The 15,261-nt window shown below is 71.4% G+C and carries 14 protein-coding genes; 6 read left to right on the forward strand and 8 right to left on the reverse strand.

The features are described from left to right. Positions 1-18: 18 nt before the first annotated feature. On the reverse strand, positions 19-846 hold the full coding sequence (locus tag A6R01_RS04475) for an N-acetylmuramoyl-L-alanine amidase (RefSeq protein WP_292603981.1): 828 nt from the start codon (positions 844-846) through the stop codon (positions 19-21). A gap of 377 nt (positions 847-1,223) precedes the next feature. Between A6R01_RS04475 and A6R01_RS04480 the strand changes: the two genes are divergently transcribed. Continuing rightward, positions 1,224-2,474 (forward strand): DUF2254 domain-containing protein, encoded by a 1,251-nt coding sequence (locus tag A6R01_RS04480; protein ID WP_292603982.1) that lies wholly within the window; start codon positions 1,224-1,226, stop codon positions 2,472-2,474. A 42-nt stretch (positions 2,475-2,516) separates the two neighbouring features. On the opposite strand, the gene A6R01_RS04485 is transcribed toward A6R01_RS04480, so the two are convergent. After that, entirely contained in the window at positions 2,517-3,116 is a 600-nt protein-coding gene (locus tag A6R01_RS04485; RefSeq protein WP_292603983.1) for a DsbA family protein, read from the reverse strand. A gap of 29 nt (positions 3,117-3,145) precedes the next feature. Then, entirely contained in the window at positions 3,146-4,762 is a 1,617-nt protein-coding gene (locus tag A6R01_RS04490) for a CHAP domain-containing protein (protein ID WP_292603984.1), read from the reverse strand. A 245-nt stretch (positions 4,763-5,007) separates the two neighbouring features. Here A6R01_RS04490 and pepN point away from each other — a divergent pair, with 245 nt between their 5' ends. After that, positions 5,008-7,560: an aminopeptidase N gene (gene pepN / locus A6R01_RS04495; RefSeq protein ID WP_292603985.1), complete on the forward strand. Its 2,553-nt coding sequence runs from the start codon at positions 5,008-5,010 to the stop codon at positions 7,558-7,560. Between the two features lie 181 nt (positions 7,561-7,741). On the opposite strand, the gene A6R01_RS04500 is transcribed toward pepN, so the two are convergent. Next, positions 7,742-8,131, reverse strand: coding sequence for a TPM domain-containing protein (locus A6R01_RS04500; RefSeq protein WP_292603986.1), 390 nt, complete (start codon positions 8,129-8,131; stop codon positions 7,742-7,744). Continuing rightward, complete coding sequence (locus A6R01_RS04505; protein ID WP_292603987.1) at positions 8,118-8,495, reverse strand: hypothetical protein; 378 nt, start codon at positions 8,493-8,495, stop codon at positions 8,118-8,120. Before A6R01_RS04505 ends, A6R01_RS04500 begins: the two co-directional genes overlap by 14 nt. A gap of 136 nt (positions 8,496-8,631) precedes the next feature. Here A6R01_RS04505 and A6R01_RS04510 point away from each other — a divergent pair, with 136 nt between their 5' ends. Beyond that, complete coding sequence (locus A6R01_RS04510) at positions 8,632-9,666, forward strand: mechanosensitive ion channel family protein (RefSeq protein WP_292603988.1); 1,035 nt, start codon at positions 8,632-8,634, stop codon at positions 9,664-9,666. A 104-nt stretch (positions 9,667-9,770) separates the two neighbouring features. On the opposite strand, the gene A6R01_RS04515 is transcribed toward A6R01_RS04510, so the two are convergent. Further along, positions 9,771-10,196 (reverse strand): OsmC family peroxiredoxin, encoded by a 426-nt coding sequence (locus A6R01_RS04515; RefSeq protein WP_292603989.1) that lies wholly within the window; start codon positions 10,194-10,196, stop codon positions 9,771-9,773. 105 nt (positions 10,197-10,301) lie between these two features. On the opposite strand from A6R01_RS04515, the gene A6R01_RS04520 reads away from it, so the two are divergent. Continuing rightward, on the forward strand, positions 10,302-10,676 hold the full coding sequence (locus tag A6R01_RS04520) for a globin (protein ID WP_292603990.1): 375 nt from the start codon (positions 10,302-10,304) through the stop codon (positions 10,674-10,676). Here the strand turns inward: A6R01_RS04520 and A6R01_RS04525 are convergent. Then, on the reverse strand, positions 10,657-11,550 hold the full coding sequence (locus A6R01_RS04525) for a thioesterase family protein (protein WP_292603991.1): 894 nt from the start codon (positions 11,548-11,550) through the stop codon (positions 10,657-10,659). The two genes, A6R01_RS04520 and A6R01_RS04525, sit on opposite strands and share 20 nt — an antisense overlap. Positions 11,551-11,616: 66 nt before the next feature. Between A6R01_RS04525 and A6R01_RS04530 the strand changes: the two genes are divergently transcribed. Together A6R01_RS04530 and A6R01_RS04535 are read left to right on the forward strand one after the other, a co-directional pair. Then, a complete protein-coding gene (locus A6R01_RS04530; RefSeq protein ID WP_292603992.1) occupies positions 11,617-12,840 on the forward strand; it encodes an acetyl-CoA C-acetyltransferase in 1,224 nt (407 codons plus the stop codon). A 112-nt stretch (positions 12,841-12,952) separates the two neighbouring features. Next, a complete protein-coding gene (locus A6R01_RS04535; protein WP_292603993.1) occupies positions 12,953-13,447 on the forward strand; it encodes a MarR family transcriptional regulator in 495 nt (164 codons plus the stop codon). A 106-nt stretch (positions 13,448-13,553) separates the two neighbouring features. Here the strand turns inward: A6R01_RS04535 and ettA are convergent, their stop codons facing one another. Further along, positions 13,554-15,236, reverse strand: coding sequence for an energy-dependent translational throttle protein EttA (gene ettA, locus A6R01_RS04540; RefSeq protein WP_292603994.1), 1,683 nt, complete (start codon positions 15,234-15,236; stop codon positions 13,554-13,556). Positions 15,237-15,261 lie beyond the last annotated feature (25 nt).

Consider the following 15,261-nt stretch of genomic DNA (forward strand, 5'->3'; position numbering starts at 1 on the left):
CAACGCGGACCGGCCGGCTCAGCTCCAGCGCTTCACGTGCCAGTGCGTGCGCTTGCGGATCTCGGGCAGCCGAGCGTAGAGCCGGTCCCCGGGGCAGGCGGTGTCGTTGGTGTCGCGGTGCCCGTCGATGACCTTCAGCCGCACCCAGCCCTTGGGGTACTTGTCCGAGCCGTGGCTGTAGACGCGGGTCTTCCCCCGCGGCTTGCGGTCGTAGCGGTCGAGCTTCCAGGCCGCCAGGCGCACGATCGCGGTCACGATGCGGTCCACGGCGGCAGCGGACTCGTAGTTGCCGATCACGGCGACGCCGACCGAGGTGTGGTTGAAGCCGAGCGTGTGCGCACCACGGATCGGGCGGCTCGGCCCGCCGGCGCGCCCTACCCAGGTGCGGCCGAAGCGGTCGACGAGGAAGTTGTAGCCGATGTCGGACCAGCCCAGCGAGCGCGTGTGGTAGCGGTAGAACGAGCGGATCAGGGCCGGCACGTCCCGGCGTGAGTAGTCGTTGCCCGAGGCCGTGTGGTGCACGTGCACCTGCTGGATGGTGCGGCACAGCACCGGCTTGCCGTCGCGCCAGGACTCGTCGGCACCCCAGTCCTTGCGGCTGCGCAGGTCGGGCTGCGGCGCGCGGACCTTGGCCTTCGACGTGGGCTCGTCGGTCGGCTCGTCCCCCGGGTCCGCACCGGCGCGGGCCGCGGCCGCGGTGTCCCGGCCGGGGTCGACGAGCGCCGTCGGCGGAGCCGACCCAGAGCGGCTGGGTGCCGCGACGGGCGGCCCTGCCCTCGGCGCTCGTCGGGTCGGGACCGTCCTCCAACAGGGGCAGGGTGCGCCAGGCCGACCACGACCCGGCACGTCGGGTCCGCACCCGCACCCGCCGCGGATCGTTCGCACCGGCACGCCAGGTCAGGCCGACGAGGGCGAAGTCCTCGGTCGCCATCGGGCCGGTGCGCCAGGTGGTGTCGGAGCCGCGCGTGGCCGAGCGGGGCGCGTCGAGCGGGACCTCGTCAGCCGGCAAGCGGCCCGAGTCGGAGCGGACCGCCGAGGCACGGGCGGCGAGCGGCACCGTCACGGCGGCACCGACGACGGCCGCGCCGCCGAGGAGGCGGCGACGGTGGACAGGGGGAAGGGACGGACGCCGAGACATCATCTCCATCATGCGTCACACCGGTCACAGGTGTCGACCGACGCGGGTGAGTGCCCCACCCGGTCGGGTGCGGCAGGGTCGGGGCATGCAGCCCACCGTCATACCCCTCCCGGTCTCGGCCGTCTCCAGCCTCGGCGGCTGGCGCGCCTCGCGTCCCGCGCGCCGGCTCGCGGCGGTCCTCCGGCCGTTCTGGGTGGTCCCGGCCGCCTGGTGCCTCGTGGTCGTGGGGCTCGGCCTGCTGCTGCCCTACGTCGAGCTCACCTGGCTCGTCGACCGGGTGCCGCTGCTGTTCCCGGGAGGCGTCGACGGAGCGCGCACCGTGCTGTCGACCATCGCCGGCGCGATGATCTCGGTGACCGGCCTGGTCTTCTCGATCACGATGGTGGTGCTGCAGCTCGCCTCGAGCCAGTACTCCCCCCGCGTGCTGCGCACCTTCCTCGAGGACCGCCTGACCCAGCACACCCTGGGCGCCTTCGCGGCGTCGTTCGTGTACGCCCTGACCGTGCTGCGCTCGGTCGACGGTCGCGTCGAGGAGGGCGTCGACAGCCAGGACGGGGTCCCGCAGCTGGCGATCACGCTGGCCTACCTGCTGGTGCTGGTCGCGGTGGCGATGTTCCTGGCCTTCATCCACCGCATCACGACCTCGGTGGGGGTCGCCAGCATCCTCCAGCGCACCGCGCAGGACTGTCGCACGCTCCTCGTCGAGGGACAGCACTCCGGCTGGCCGCACGAGCGGCCGGAGCTGCCCGACCTCCCCGGTCCCCACGTGATCGCGGCTCCGCGCAGCGGGTACCTCGACCGCATCGACGTGGTGCCCCTGGTCCGGGCCGCCCGCGCCGCCGAGGTGCGGGTCGAGGTGCTGGTGCCGATCGGGGGCTTCGTGGTGGAGGGCAGCCCGCTGCTCGCGGTCCACGGCGACCCGGCCGATGTCCCGGCCGACCCCGACGACCTGCTGTGCCGGGTCGCGCTCGTCTCGGACCGGAGCATGGAGCAGGACCTGGGCTACGGCGTACGCCGGTTGGTCGACGTGGCCGAGCGAGCCCTGTCGCCCGGGGTCAACGACCCGACCACGGCCGTGCAGGTCCTCGACCAGCTGCACGACCTCCTGCGCCGGATGCTCACCACGCCGGCGATCTGGCCGGTGCGGCTCGACGACGACGGGACGCCGCGGCTGGTCCTGCGTCAGCCCAGCACCGCGCAGGTGGTCCGCGACGCCCTGGCCGACATCGCCCACTGGGGCGAGGACCACCGGCGCGTGCGCGAGCGCGTCGAGGCCGTGCTCATCGAGTTGCGGGTGGCCGCGCTGCCCGAGCACCGGGCGGCCCTCGACCTCTGAGCCGCCCTGATCGTGCGGCACGGACGCCGCACCGGTGCGACGTCAGCTGAAGTCGAGCTCCGCCGTGCGCGACCGCTTGAGCTCGAAGAAGTGCGGGTAACCGGCGAGCAGCACCGCACCGTCCCAGAGCCTCCCGGCCTCCTCACCGCGCGGGATGGAGGTGAGCACCGGGCCGAAGAAGGCGGTGCCGTTGACGGCGATGGTGGGGGTGCCCACCTCGTCGCCGACCTGGTCCATGCCGGCGTGGTGGGACTTCTTGATTGCGTCGTCGTAGGACGAGTCGTCCCAGGCGTCGAGCAGCGAGGCGGGCAGGTCCACCTCGGCCAGCGCCTCGGCCACGACCTCCTTGGTCGCGCCGCGACCGTCGGTGTGGGTGCGGGTGCCGATGGCGGTGTAAAGCGGGAGGGTCACCTCGTCGCCGCGCTCCTCGATGGCGGCGCGCACGACCCGGACCGGGCCCCACGCGTCGGCCAGCATCGCGCGGTAGTCGTCGGGGATGTCCTTGTCCTCGTTGAGGTAGGCCAGGGACATCTGGTGCCAGGCCACCTCGATGTCGCGGACCTCCGCCACCTCCAGGATCCACCGCGAGGTGATCCAGGCGAACGGGCAGAGCGGGTCGAACCAGAAGTCAGCCTTGTCCATGCAGGCACGAACAGAACCGGACCGCGGTCCTATTCCTTGCCGCTCTCCTCGGCCGGCGCGTCCTTCGGCACCCGGACCTTCAGCACGTCGCGGGAGCGCCCGATGACCTCGGTGCCCAGGTAGACCACGCGGATGCGGTGCTTGCCGGGCTCCACGTTGCGCAGCTTGACCTTCCCGGTCCCCTGCTCGACGCGGGCCTCGACCTCGCGACCGTCGACCTTGACCACCACCGGACCGGCAGGGCCGTCGACGCCACGGGCCTCGACCAGCAGGTCGAGCACGACGTGCCGGCGCACGTCCGGCTTGCGACGGGTGCCCTTGTCCACGACCTTGATGCGGGCCTCGGCGGTGGTGCGCGACGTCGTCGTCGTGCGGTGCGCCGCCTCGAGCACCTGGGTCTGCGTGGCGTAGCCGCGACGGCTGACCTCGACCCGGACCGCCACGAGACGGCCCACGTCGGCGGTGCCCAAGCGGTAGCGCAGCCCGTCTCGCCCGTCGACCGGCTTGCCGTCGCGCAGCCAGGTGTAGGTGACCTCGGCGTCCTCGGGCGTGACGACGGTGCCGGGGTCGACGGTGAGCCGCTCGCCGCGCGCAGGCTCGCCCCCGAGCTTCCAGGGCTCGTCGAGCACGATGCGGCCCGGTGCGACCCGCTCGGTGGCCGGCGAGGTGACCACGAGGTCGTGGTAGCCCTCGCGCACCGCGGTGACCTGCGAGGTGATGCGCGCATCCATCAGGCCGGGCGTGAGCTTGAGGCGGTTGCCGGTGGCGCCCTCGATCGGCTCACCGTCGGCGAACCACTGCACGGTGGTGGAGTCGGCGGCGGGCTCGAAGTCACCGCGGCTGGTCGTGAGCGTCTCGGCGACCCGGGCCGTGCCCTCCAGGGCGGGGGCCGCCGCGGCGACCAGCGTGCCCGGCTGCACCTTGCGGCTGCGCGGGGTGGAGGCGGTGCCGTCGACGTAGCCCTTGCTGCGGGCGGTGACGACGACGCTCAGACGCGTCTTGCGCTGCGCGGGCGTCGGGGTGAACGTGGCCTCGGTGGCACCCGGGATCGGCTTGCCGGCGGCGTACCACTGCAGCTGCTGGCTGGCCGACGGCGTCCAGCTGCCCGTCGTGGCGCGCAGGGTCTCGCCGACCGCGGCGTCGCCGGTGATCGTCGGCTGCTCGGTGGCCTCGACCTCGCGGTCGTTGAAGTGGATGAACCCGTTGGGCCAGTAGCGGTCGCCCTTGGTGATGCGGCGCCAGTGGAAGTCGCCGCCCCAGAAGTCCTCCGACACGATGATCTCGCGCTTGGAGACGACCTTCTCGACGTAGGCGACGTGGCCGTTGGACCCGGCGTAGCCCTGGTGGCTGTCCCACCAGGCCACCGAGCCGACCATGGGGGTGTCGTCGGTGATGCGGGACATCGCGTGCCCCCAGTTGGACGCGTTGCCGCTGCCCTCCCAGGGACGCTCGGACGACATGCCGCTCTGGACCATGCGGTAGGCGACGTAGTTCGTGCAGTTGTGGCCGGTGTACATCCGCCACCACATGCGGTCGTTGTTGGCGCGGTAGCCACGGTTGCCGTAGCCCTTGTCCGCGCAACCGGCGTAGCCGTCGCACAGCGCGACCTGCTCCGCCGCGGCCGGGGGCGCGAAGGGTAAGCCCACGGCTACGAGAAAAGCCGCGAGCGACACGCCGATCAGGCCACGAATCCTGGTCACGAGGCGTGAGTAAACCGCATGTCAAGCACCGACACGCCGACCGTGACCAAATTTTCACATTGGTCACACCAGTCCCGATGGTCCCGTCAGCCACGGGACCTCGGTCCCACGCCGGGCTCCCACCGACGCTCGCTGGACTCTCGCACGCACCCGCGGGAAAGGGCTCGACAGGCGGTGACATGATCGGCGCCATGCCTGGAACCAACCTCACCCGGGACGAGGCCGCCACCCGCGCCGCCCTCCTGGACGTCACGTCGTACTCCATCGACCTGGACCTCACGACGGGCGAGAAGACCTTCGCGTCCACCACGACCCTGGAGTTCTCCTGCACCGAGCCCGGTGCCGAGACCTTCGCCGACCTCGTCGGCGCCGTCGTCCACGAGATCACGCTGAACGGCGAGTCGATCGACCCCGCCACGGCGTACGCCGACAGCCGGATCACCCTGACCGGCCTGGCCGCCGAGAACACGCTGGTCGTCCGCGCCGACTGCGCCTACTCGCACACCGGCGAGGGCCTGCACCGGTTCGTCGACCCGGTCGACGGGCGCGTCTACCTGTACAGCCAGTTCGAGGTGCCCGACGCCCGCCGCGTCTTCACCACCTTCGAGCAGCCCGACCTGAAGTCGGTCTTCCGCTTCACCGTCACCGCGCCGGAGGACTGGAAGGTCGTCTCCAACGCCCCCACCCCCGAGCCGACGCCGCTCGGGGACGGCAAGGCGCAGTGGGCCTTCGAGCCCACCGAGCGGATGTCGACCTACATCACCGCCCTGGTGGCCGGCGAGTACCACGAGGTCCAGGACGTCTACGAGGGCAAGCACGGCACCATCCCGCTGGGCCACTTCTGCCGCCAGTCGCTGGTGGAGTACCTCGAGCGCGACCGCGAGGAGATCGTCCGGCTCACCAAGCAGGGCTTCGAGTTCTTCGAGGAGCTCTTCGACTTCCCCTACCCGTTCGGCAAGTACGACCAGCTCTACGTGCCGGAGTACAACATGGGCGCGATGGAGAACGCCGGCGCCGTGACGCTGCGCGACGAGTACCTCCCCCGGTCCCGCCAGCCGCGCTCGTTCTACGAGTTCCGCGCCTCGGTGATCCTGCACGAGATGGCGCACATGTGGTTCGGCGACCTGGTGACCATGAAGTGGTGGGACGACCTGTGGCTCAACGAGTCCTTCGCCGAGTGGGCCTGCTACCACGCCGAGGTCGAGGCCACGGAGTACGACGACGCCTGGACCGGCTTCGCCAACGCGCGCAAGCAGACCGGCTACCGCCAGGACCAGATGCCGTCGACCCACCCGATCGCCGCCGACAACCACGACCTGCACGCGGTCGAGGTCAACTTCGACATGATCACCTACGCCAAGGGCGCCTCGGTGCTCAAGCAGCTGGTGGCCTGGGTCGGCATCGAGGACTTCATCGCCGGCCTGCGGCAGTACTTCAAGGACTTCGCGTTCGGCAACAGCGAGTTCAAGGACCTGCTGGCCGCCCTCGAGAAGGCCTCGGGCCGCGAGCTCACCGGCTGGGCCCAGGAGTGGCTGCAGACCGCGGGCGTCAACACGCTCTCCCCCGAGATCGAGCTGGACGCCGACGGCGCCTACTCCCGCGTCGCGGTCCGCCAGACCGCCCACCCGGACTGGCCCACCCTGCGTCGCCACCGCATCGGCATCGGCTGCTACTCCTACGACGACAGCGGCTCGCTCGTGCGCACCCGCTACGTCGAGACCGACGTCGAGGGCGAGCTGACCGAGATCACCGAGCTCGTGGGCGAGCAGCAGCCCGACCTGCTGCTGCTCAACGACAACGACCTGGCCTACGCCAAGATCCGTCTCGACGAGCGCTCGCGGGCCACCGCGATCGAGGGGCTCTCGAAGCTCGACGACTCCCTGGCCCGCGCGCTGGTCTGGGGTGCGGCCTGGGACATGACCCGCGACGCCGAGATGCCGGCCACCGACTACGCCGAGCTGGTGCTGGCCAACATCGGCCAGGAGACCGACGCCTGGGGCGTCTCGCGGATCCCCGCGACCGCCGCCACCGCGGTCAACCTCTACTCCGACCCGGCTCGGCGCGAGGCGCTGCAGACCCGTTGGGAGGAGGGCCTGCGCGAGCTGGCCCTGGCCGCCGAGGCCGGCTCGGACCACCAGCTGACCTTCGTCCGCTCCTACGCCGGGGCAGCCCGCTCCGAGCAGGCGCTGTCGTTCGTCGAGGGGCTGCTCGACGGCACCGAGCAGCTCGAGGGCCTCGCCGTCGACCAGGACCTGCGCTGGTCGCTGGTCACCTCGCTCGCCGCCACCGGCCGCGCCGGCGACCGGATCGAGCATGAGCTGGCCCAGGACTCGACGATCTCCGGCCAGGAGCACGCCGCCGCCGCCCGCGCCGCCCAGCCCGACGCCGACGCGAAGGCCGAGGCATGGAGGCTCGCGGTCCTCGACGAGTCCACGCCCAACGAGACCGCCCGCTCGATCGTGTTCTCGTTCGTGCGCACCGGCCAGGAGGAGCTGCTGGCGCCGTACGTCGAGAAGTACCTCACCGCCGGCGAGCAGGCCTGGGAGCACCTCGGCACCCACCGGGCCTCGACGGTCCTGGGCTACATCTTCCCGACCCCGCTGGCCTCGCCGGAGCTGGTCGAGAAGGTCGAGTCGTGGCTGGCCACGACCGACGCCCCGGTCCCGGCGCAGCGCTACGTCCGCGAGGGCCTGGCCGACGCCCAGCGGGCGCTCGCTGCCCAGGCCTGCGACGCCGCCCGGTAGCCGAGGCGTCACTCACGCACGCTCGAGAGGTCACTCCCGCACGGTCGACGTGCGGGAGTGACCTCTTCGTCGTACGGCGGCGGGCGACGGGCGTGCGTCAGCGACCTCTCGGCCGCGCGCCAGCGACCTCTCGGCCGTGCGCCAGTGACGGCTCGGCCGTGCGTGAGTGACTTCTCGGCGGTCAGGCGCCGGAGTGGAGGGTGCGCGGGGGGCGGGCGTGCTCGGCGAGCATCTCGATCCCGCGGCGCAGGCCGCCGGCGAGGTCGCCGGTGGCGAAGTCGGTGCGCATGTGCAGCACCGCGATCTCGACCTCGGCGTCGGTGAGGTGACGGCGCACGTGGGCGCCGGTGACGACCTCGAGCAGACGGCGGGTGGGGTCGACCATCACCAGGATGCTGCGCGAGGGCGCGACCAGGGTGTTGTGCAGCTGGGTGGCGAAGACGCGGGGGTCCTCGCCCTCGGCGTTGCCGACGAAGACCGAGATCTCCGCGCGGCAGGTCTGCTCGGCGCGCCGGATGGTCGCGTCGAGCTGGGCCCGCTCGGAGGCGGTGAAGGGGTCACCAGCGGCCACTGGCACCTCCGGCCTGGGAGCCCTCGCCATCGGGCCCGGCCAGCTCGACGGTGGCCTTCCGGGGGCCGCCGAGCCACTGGTTCTCGACCTCGGGGGCGCCGGGGGCGACGCGCTCGCCACGCGCCAGCGGCGGGCCGTAGACCATCGCGGTGATCACCAGCGCACCGAGCAGCGGCAGACCGACGGCGACCAGCAGCACGAACACCGGGTCGACCGGGTCCGGGTCGGACCAGCCGGTCGGCACCTCGGCCGCAGCGGGAGCCGCGGTGAGCACCGCGAGGGAGACCGCGGTCAGGACGGTGGCGCCCAGCGCGAGGAACGCGGCCAGGGCACGACGGACGGTGGGGGCGAGCTGCGAGGTCACGCGCGCCAGGATAGTGGCTCGGCGCTCATCCCTCCGCGCGGTCCGCCGGCGCGGGTGCGCAACGTGACGGGCGTGACACCGGACCCACGCTCGGGGTGGTTCGATTCCTCGCCGCTCCCCCGGTTTACTGGCCGGCATGTTCTCCCTAGCCGACACCTGCACGGCGGACGAGTGGTGGTGCACGCAGGTCCAGGACTGGACCGGCAACGAGTCACTCGCCCGAGCGGCCGACGTCCTCATCGGGGTCCCCCTCGCCCTGCTGGGGCTGCTCCTGATCGGGCTCGTGGTCCGCTGGGTGCTCCACCGTCTCGTCGACCGTCTCGTCAACAGCGCCGAGGACGGCGTGCTGCCCGCCCGGGTGCCCCGCTTCTCGCGCGGCCGCTCCACCAAGGCCGAGCAGGAGGTCGCCGCGCGCGACTCCATCACCCAGGCACGTCGCGTCCAGCGGGCCCAGACGATGGGCAGCCTGCTGAAGTCGATCGTCACCGGCCTGCTGATCGCCATCATCGGCACGATGATGCTCAGCGAGATCGGCGTGAACATCGCCCCGATCATCGCCTCGGCCGGCATCGTCGGCCTGGCGCTGGGCTTCGGCGCCCAGTCGCTGGTCAAGGACTTCCTCTCCGGCATCTTCATGATCTTCGAGGACCAGTTCGGCGTCGGTGACGTCGTCAACGTCGGCGAGGCCATCGGCACCGTCGAGGCGGTGTCGCTGCGCGTGACGCGGCTGCGCTCGCTGGACGGCACGGTCTGGTACGTCCCCAACGGCGAGATCATGCGCGTCGGCAACCTGTCGCAGAACTGGTCGCGCGCGGTCATCGACGTCGGCATCGCCTACGACTCCGACGTCGTGCACGCCAAGAAGGTCCTCGCCGAGGTCGGCGAGTCCCTGTGGGACGACGACGACTTCCGCGACCTGCTCATCGAGCAGCCGGAGGTCACCGGTGTCGAGGGCCTCGGCGCCGACTCCGTGGACCTGCGGATCATGGTCAAGACCGCCCCGCTGCAGAACTGGGCCGTGGCCCGCGAGCTGCGCCAACGCATCAAGGCCCGCTTCGACGCCGAGGGCATCGAGATCCCCTTCGCCCAGCGCGTGGTGTGGCACCGCGAGGAGACCGCGGCCGCCGCCGAGCTGGCGGCCAGGGAGCCCCGCGGCTCCGACGACGCCTGATCCGGCACCCAGCACCCGGCACCCAGCGCCGTACGCCGAAGGGCCGGCCCCCCAGCATCTGCCAGGGGGCCGGCCCTTCGTGCGTGGTCGGTGCGGCGGTCGGCTCAGGCCAGCGCGGCGTCGAGCGTGATGGTGGTGCCGGCCAGCGCCTTGCTGACCGGGCAGTTGGCCTTCGCGCCCTCGGCGGCCTCGACGAACTGCTCCTCGGTGATGCCCTCCACGGTGCCGCGGACGGTGATCTTGATGCCCGTGATGCCGGTGCCGACGGTCAGCTCGACCTCGGCGCTGGTCTCCAGCGTGGTCGGCGGGGTGCCGGCCTTGGACAGCCCGGCCGACAGCGCCATGGAGAAGCAGGAGGAGTGCGCGGCAGCGATGAGCTCCTCGGGCGAGGTCTTGCCGTTGGCCTCCTCGGAGCGGGAGGGCCAGGACACGTCGAAGCTGCCGACGCCGGAGGACTGCAGCTCCACGCTGCCGGCGCCCTCGGCGAGGGAGCCCTGCCAGGTGGTCTTCGCGGTGCGGGTGGTGGCCATGACGGTGAACTCCTGGGGTGCGTGGGTCAGGGCTCGGCCCTGCGGTCGAGCCCACTGTTCCACGCCGGGTGTGAGCCGCCACCGCCCGATCGGCATGATGGACCGGTGAGCTTCTACGACGAGATCGGCGGCGAGGAGACCATCACCCGCATCGTGGCCCGCTTCTACGCCGGCGTGGCCGGTGACGAGGTGCTGCGCCCGATGTACCCCGAGGAGGACCTGGGCCCGGCCGAGGAGCGGTTCCGGCTCTTCCTCATGCAGTACTGGGGCGGCCCCACGACCTACAGCGAGCGACGCGGCCACCCGCGGCTGCGGATGCGCCACGCGCCCTTCCCGGTCGACCCGACCGCGCGCGACCACTGGCTCAAGCACTTCCGCGACGCCCTCGACGAGGTCGCGCTGCCGCCGGAGCAGGACCAGCAGTTCTGGGACTACGTCACCCACGCGGCGCAGTTCATGGTCAACACGATGGAGACATGACCTCCAGCAGCGGAGCACGGACGTCATCGTCGGGACGACGCGGCCGGCCCGACGCCGGGTCGAAGAACACCAGCACCACCCGGGCCCGGGCCAGGAGCACCTCCCGCTCGGGATCGGCGGCGTCGACGATCTCGGTCTCCATGACCAACGAGGTCGAGCCGACGTGGCTGACCCAGGTCCACGCGTCGTACGGCGCGGCTCGGTGCAGGATCGGCACCTTGTAGTCGACGTCGACCTGGGCGACCACGAGCGAGCTGCGCCCGGTCTCCCCGGGCACCTCCTCCCAGAGCCGGCCCATCATCGCGATGCGGGCCTCCTGGAGGTACTCGAAGTACTTCACGTTGTTGACGTGCCCGTAGACGTCGACGTCGCTGAACCGCACCTGCACCGGGTAGTGGCCCACCTCCAGGCGGTGCGCCGGGGTCCGCTGCGGCGCGCGCTCGGGGGCCTCGGCATCGGGGTCGCGGTGGCCCTCGAGGACCGCCTTCTCCTCGGCGGTGAGGCGGCGCGGGCGCTCCTCGGCGAAGACGTACGGCGTCAGCTCGGTCGTCGCGGTGAGGTACAGCCTCCGCGAGCCGTCCGGCCGCTCGTCGTAGACCTCGTAGGCGAGGGTGAACGAGGCCGCGCGGACCTCGGTGACCCAGCAGTCGATGCGCACCGGCTCGAAGCGGAACATCAGCGGCTCGACGTACCGCACCTGGGTGCGGGCCACGACGAGCCCCTCGACCAGCTCCTGCCCCATCAGCTCCACGCGGTGGCTGCGGAACATGTCGACGCGGGCTTCTTGCAGGTAGTCGACGTAGACGACGTTGTTGACGTGGCCCAGGGCGTCGAGGTCCGCCCACCGCACCGGGCACTCATAGACGTGTCTCACGCGCCCGATGCTCCCAGGCTAGTGTGATCCGGTCCGGAGCCACCCCACAGAGAAGAGCATCCCCGCATGCCCGAAGCAGTCATCGTCTCCGCCGCCCGCACGCCGATCGGGCGTGCCAACAAGGGCTCGCTGAAGGACTTCCGCCCCGACGACCTGGCCGCCTTCGCGATCCAGTCCGCGCTCGACAAGATCCCGGCGCTGGACCCCACCACGATCGAGGACCTCTACCTCGGCTGCGGCCTGCCCGGAGGCGAGTCCGGCAACAACATGGCCCGCATCGTCACCACGCTCATGGGCCTGGAGGTCCCGGGCGCGACGACCACCCGCTACTGCGCCTCCTCGGTGCAGACCACCCGGATGGCCTTCCACGCCATCAAGGCCGGTGAGGGCGACATCTTCGTCTCCGCCGGCGTCGAGACCGTGTCCCGCTTCGCCAAGGGCACCTCCGACCACTGGCCCGACACCAAGAACCCCGTCTTCGCCGAGGCGCAGGAGCGCACGAACAAGACCGCCGAGCTCGGCAACGCCGCGGGCGCCTGGCACGACCCGCGCGAGGACGGCCTGGTCCCCGACGTCTACATCGCGATGGGCCAGACCGCCGAGAACGTCGCCACCCTGCGCGGGCTGGACCGCAAGGAGCTCGACGAGTACGCCGTCCGCTCGCAGAACCTCACCGAGAAGGCGATCGCCGACGGCTTCTGGGCCCGTGAGATCACCCCGGTCACGTTGGCCGACGGCACCGTCGTCTCCGCCGACGACGGCCCGCGCGCCGGTGTCACCTACGACGCCATCGCCGGCCTCAACCCGGTCTTCCGCCCCGACGGCGTCGTGACGGCCGGCAACTGCTGCCCGCTCAACGACGGCGCCGCCGCCGTGGTCATGATGAGCGACACCAAGGCCGCCGAGCTGGGCCTGACCCCGCTCGCGCGCGTGGTCTCCACCGGCGTCTCGGGCCTCTCCCCCGAGATCATGGGCCTCGGCCCGGTCGAGGCCACCAAGAAGGCGCTGGCCAACGCCGGCATGAGCATCGGTGACATCGACCTGGTCGAGATCAACGAGGCCTTCGCCGCGCAGGTCGTGCCGTCCTACCAGGACCTCGGCATCGACATCGACCGCCTCAACGTCAACGGCGGCGCGATCGCCGTCGGTCACCCCTTCGGCATGACCGGCGCGCGCCTGCAGAACACCATGCTCAACAGCCTGGACTGGCACGACAAGACCACCGGTCTGATCACCATGTGCGTGGGCGGCGGCCAGGGCATGGCGCTGATCCTCGAGCGCCTGTCCTGATCCACCCGCGGGGCCGCCGGCGGTCCCGTCGTACGACGCCGCGCCGGACGGGCACCCGCCCGACCGGCACCGGTTGAGCTGATCGGGGTGGGCAGCCGCGTAAAGTACGCGGGTGCCCACGCCCGACCTCTCCACCGAGACCCGCTGGCTCAGCGAGGACGAGCAGCACTCCTGGCGCTCCCTCGTCCTCGGCACGACGCTGCTCTTCGACCGGCTCGACGCCGACCTGCGCCGGGCGTTCGACCTCTCCCTGACCGAGTACGAGATCCTCGTGCGGCTCTCCGAGCGCGAGGGCCGGATGCGGATGGCCCAGCTCGCCGACGCGCTCGCGCACTCGCGCAGCCGGGTCACCCACACCGTGTCCCGCATGGAGAAGGCGCACCTGGTGCAGCGCACGACCTCCCCCGAGGACGGGCGCGGCATCGTGTGCGTGATGACCGAGGAGGGGCTGGAGCTCCTCGAGCGCGCCGCGCAGGTGCACGTGCGCGGCGTGCGCGCACACCTGGTCGACCTGGTGGACGCCGATGACTTCCGTGCCGTCGCGCGGGTCTTCGACGCGGTCTCCGACCGGCTGGTGGCCGGTCACCCGGAGGCGGAGATCAGGTAACGGTCAGCGGGTACGTCACCGGGTCTCGACACGCGGGTCACGGCTTCGCAAGCTCAGCCGTGCCGCTCGCTCGACCACCGACGACGGGTCCGCTGGCGCGTCCCCGTCAGTCCCGCGTGAGGCGCCGGTGCGTCACCCGGTGGGGACGCGCTGCCTCCACGCCGAGGCGCTCGATCTTGTTCTCCTCGTAGGCCGCGAAGTTGCCCTCGAACCAGAACCACTTGGCCGGGTCCTCCTCGTCGCCCTCCCACGCCAGGATGTGGGTCGCGACGCGGTCGAGGAACCACCGGTCGTGGGAGGTGACCACGGCGCAGCCGGGGAAGTCGAGCAGCGCGTCCTCGAGCGAGGAGAGCGTCTCCACGTCCAGGTCGTTGGTCGGCTCGTCGAGCAGCAGCAGGTTGCCGCCCATCTTCAGCGTGAGGGCGAGGTTGAGGCGGTTGCGCTCACCGCCGGAGAGCACGCCGGCCTTCTTCTGCTGGTCCGGGCCCTTGAAGCCGAAGGAGGCGACGTAGGCGCGGGAGTTCATCTCGAAGTTGGCGACCTTGATGAAGTCCAGGCCGTCGGAGACGACCTCCCAGACGTTCTTGTCCGGGTCGATGCCGCCGCGGCTCTGGTCGACGTAGGAGATCTTGACGGTCTGGCCGACGTCGAGCGCGCCCTCGTCGGGCTGGTCGTTGCCGGTGATCATCCGGAACAGCGTGGTCTTGCCGACGCCGTTGGGGCCGATGACGCCGACGATGCCGGCGCGCGGCAGCGAGAACGACAGGTCGTGCATGAGGGTGCGGCCGTCGAAGCCCTTGGTGAGCTCCTTGGCCTCCAGCACCACGTCACCGAGGCGCGGACCGGCCGGGATGTTGATCTCGGAGGTGTCGATCTTGCGCATCCGGTCGGCCTCGGCCGCCATCTCCTCGTAGCGCGCGAGACGCGACTTGGACTTGGCCTGGCGCGCCTTGGGGTTGGAGCGGACCCATTCCAGCTCCTTCTCGAGCATCTTGGCGCGCTTGGCGTCCTTCTGCCCCTCGATCTTCAGGCGCTCCTTCTTGGTCTCCAGGTAGGTGGAGTAGTTGCCCTCGTAGGGGTGAGTCTTGCCCCGGTCGAGCTCGAGGATCCACTCGGCGACGTTGTCGAGGAAGTACCGGTCGTGGGTGATGGCCAGGACGGCACCGGGGTAGCTGGCCAGGTGGCCCTCCAGCCACTGCACCGACTCGGCGTCGAGGTGGTTGGTCGGCTCGTCGAGCAGCAGCAGGTCGGGCTGCTGGAGCAGCAGCTTGCACAGCGCCACCCGGCGGCGCTCGCCACCGGACAGGTTGTCGACGATCGCGTCCGGCGGCGGGCAGCGCAGCGCGTCCATCGCCTGGTCCAGGCGGCTGTCGAGGTCCCAGGCGTTGGCGTTGTCCAGGTCGGTCTGCAGGTCGCCCATCTCGGCCATCAGGGCGTCGAAGTCCGCGTCGGGCTCGGCCATCAGCTCGCCGATCTCGTTGAAGCGGTCCATCTTCGTCTTGATCTCGCCGACGGCCTCCTGGACGTTCTCCAGGACCGTCCTGCCCTCGGTCAGCGGCGGCTCCTGCTGCAGCATCCCGACAGTGGCCTCGGGGTCGAGGATCGCGTCGCCGTTGTTGGGCTGGTCGAGCCCGGCCATGATCTTGAGCAGCGAGGACTTGCCGGTGCCGTTGGGTCCGACGACGCCGATCTTGGCGCCGTGCAGGAACGACAGGGTGACGTTGTCGAGGACGACCTTGTCACCGTGGGCCTTGCGGACGTTGCGCAGGGTGAAGACATATTCCGCCATGGTCCCCGAGCCTACCCACGGCCAG

Source organism: Nocardioides sp. REDSEA-S30_B4, assembly GCF_001627265.1.
In the GTDB taxonomy this organism is placed as follows: domain Bacteria; phylum Actinomycetota; class Actinomycetes; order Propionibacteriales; family Nocardioidaceae; genus Nocardioides.